Origin of the sequence: Streptomyces malaysiensis subsp. samsunensis (assembly GCF_024519315.1) — a bacterium.
GTDB lineage: Bacteria > Actinomycetota > Actinomycetes > Streptomycetales > Streptomycetaceae > Streptomyces > Streptomyces malaysiensis.
The window spans coordinates 1-3059 of the sequence record NZ_JANIIC010000174.1 but is presented as its reverse complement, the minus strand read 5'-3'; the positions used below and the strand labels follow the sequence as shown (position 1 = coordinate 3059).

Below are 3059 nucleotides of genomic sequence, written 5' to 3'. Positions count from 1 at the left end.
TGGTGGCGGCGACACACAGGGGGCCGCCCTGCGCGCAGGCGGCGTCGAGCAGGCTCAGCGCCTTCTCGCTGGACATCGCGGCGATGCCCGAGCGGGACATCCGGGCCCGGTCCGTCGTGGCCAGCTTCCCGGTCATCTCACTGGACTGGGCCCACAGGCCCCAAGCCACCGACAGCCCTGGGAGGCCGTGGGCCTGACGGTGGGCGGCGAGGGTGTCACAAAAGGCGTTCGCCGCAGCGTAGTTGGCCTGCCCCGGGCTGCCCAGGACCCCGGCGGCGGATGAGAACATCGCGAACAGGGCCAGCGGAAGATCGGCGGTGGCGGTGTGAAGATGTGCCGCGCCCGTCGCCTTGGCCGCCCACACCCGGGCCAATCGCTCGGGTGTCTGCGAGGTCAGCACCGCGTCGTCGAGCAGCCCCGTGGCATGGATGACACCGGTCAGCGGGTGTTCGGCATCGACCCCCGCCACAAGATCGGCCACCGCCGACGCATCCGTGACGTCCACGGCGGCGATCCGCACCCGCGCGCCCAGCCCCTCCAGACGGGCGGCCAGATCGCGGGCCCCCGGGGCATCCGGCCCGCGACGGCTCACCAGGAGCAGATGGCCGACCTGCCAGGTGCGCACCAGATGTTCGGCCACCAGGCCGCCCAGGGTGCCGGTGCCGCCCGTGACCAGCACGGTGCCGTCAGGATCGAGCGCGGCCGGGGTGCCCTCCCGCCCCTCCGGACCGCTGCCGGCGGAGGCACGGATCAGCCGTGGCACCCGTGCCTGCCCATCCCGCACGGCCAACTGCGGCTCATCCAGGTCCACCGCCTGTGTGATGGCGTCCCGCAGGTGAAGGTTGAGGTCTCGATCTACGTCCAGGTCTACATCGGAGCCGAGGTCGAGGTCGAGCAGAAGGAAACGTCCCGGGTTCTCCGCCTGAGCGCTCCGCAGGAGACCCCAGAGCGCTGCGGCGGCCACATCCACAGCGCCCTCGGTGTCGGCGACGGCAACCGCGCCACGCGTCACCACCACCAGCCGGGCGTCGGCAAGCCGCGGCTCGGCAAGCCACTTCTGCACGAGCTCCAGGGCTCGCTGTGCCATCGCCAGACCGGCAATCGCCATGTCGGCCACGGCGTCGGCGTCCGGACGCGGGAACCCGGCGAGAACCACGGCCGGGCCCGCCTCCCCGCCATCGAGCCCCGCGAGAAAGGCGTCCAGATCCGGATACGCGCCCTCGGCAGCCAGTACCGCCCAGCCGTCGCGATCGGCCAGCGGTCCGTCAGTACCCATCGGCCGCGCCAGTGGGGTCCAGTCCAGGACGAACAGACCGTCGGCGCCACGGGCCGCAGCTGCCCGCAACTGCTCTACGGCCGCCGGTCGCGTCACCAGGGAGTCAACCGTCAGAACGGGGGCGCCCACGGCATCGGCCACCACCAGCCGCAGCCCACGCTCACCCTCGGCGCCGTCCCGATGCGGGGACAGCCGAACGCGTACGGTGCTGGCTCCGGCGGCCCACAACGACACTCCGTTCCAGGCGAACGGCAGCCGCACCTGGCCACCATCCCGATCCTCGTCGAACCCGGTGTCGAGCAGCAGGGCCGGATGCAGGGCCGCGTCGAGCAGTGCCGGATGGATGCCGAACCCGTCCGCGTCCCCGGCCGCCTCGGGCAGCGCCGCCTCGGCCAGCAGATCCGCACCGTCCCGCCACACGGCGCGCACGCCCTGGAACGACGGCCCATACGCATACCCCGCCGCCGCGGAACGCTCGTAGAACCCCTCCAGATCCACCGGTTGCGCACTCGCCGGAGGCCATGTTCCGCCGAGTCCCTCGGCCGACTGGCCCACGCCCTCGGATGCCGGGCTCAGCACCCCTTCGGCGTGGCACACCCAGCCCACATCGGCAACGCCCGAGTCCGCCTCGCCGTCCGGACGGGAGTAGATCCGCACATCGCGCCGCCCGTCCTCCGCCGCGGCACCCACCACCACCTGGACACGCAGCCCACCCGACTCCGGTAGCACCAACGGGACTTGAAGTGTCAACTCCTCGACCCCACCACAGCCCACCTCGTCGGCCGCCCGCAACGCCCACTCCACGAGCGCCGCGCCCGGGGCCAGGACGGCGTTCGCCACGATGTGTTCGCCGAGCCAGCCGCCACTGCCGCCGCCACCGCCAGCGGCCGCGATACGCCCGGTGAGCAGATGGGTGCTGCCATCGGCCAGCTCCACGGCGGCGCCCAGCAACGGATGATCCGCCGCCACCAGACCGAGGCCGCTGGGGTCACTGGCCGCACCGGAGGCGTTCATCCAGTACCGCTGGTGCTGGAAGGCGTACGTGGGCAGATCGACCGTACGAGGGGTGGGGTCGGCCGGGAACGCGGACCTCCAGTCGACGTCGGTTCCGGCGATGAACGCCTGGGCGAGCGAGTGGAGGAGCTGAGCCTGGCCACCGTGATCGCGGCGCAGTGTGGGCACGGCGACCGCGTCCACATCCACCTGCTCGAACGTCTCCTCCATTCCGAGGGTCAGCACGGGATGGGTGCTGGCCTCGATGAACACCCGGTGGCCGTCCGCCAGCAACGCCTCGACGGCATCGGCGAACCGCACCCGCTCCCGCAGATTCCGCACCCAATAGCCCGTATCCAGGGCAGAGGTATCGGTCCGGCCACCGGTGACCGCCGAGTAGAACGCCACCTCATCCGCACCACCCGAAAGCGGACGGACCCCGGCCAGAACCTCATTCAACTCATCCCGGATTGCATCCACTTGAGGGCCATGCGAGGCATAATCCACCTCGATCAGGCGCGCCCGCTCCCCCGCCTCCGTGCATGCGGCTACGACAGCGGCCACCTGCTCGGGCGGGCCCGAAATCACCGTGGAGGAAGGCCCGTTGACGGCTGCCACGCCTACACCAGCGGCCTGATCCCCCAGACTGGAGAACAGCTGGCCCACCCGCTCCTGACCCACCCCCAGCGAGGCCATCGCCCCGCCTCCGGCCAGCCGCCGCAGTGCCTTGCTGCGCAGGGCCACGACCTTGGCGCCGTCCTCCAAAGACAGCGCCCCCGCGACAACAGCA

The 3059-nt window shown here is 71.8% G+C and carries 1 protein-coding gene; it reads right to left on the bottom strand.

Translation table 11 applies throughout. The annotated features are described in order from the left end of the window. Nucleotides 1–3059, bottom strand: a 3059-nt coding sequence (locus tag NQU54_RS48230) for an SDR family NAD(P)-dependent oxidoreductase (protein WP_257636601.1), incomplete at both ends; no start/stop codon positions are given.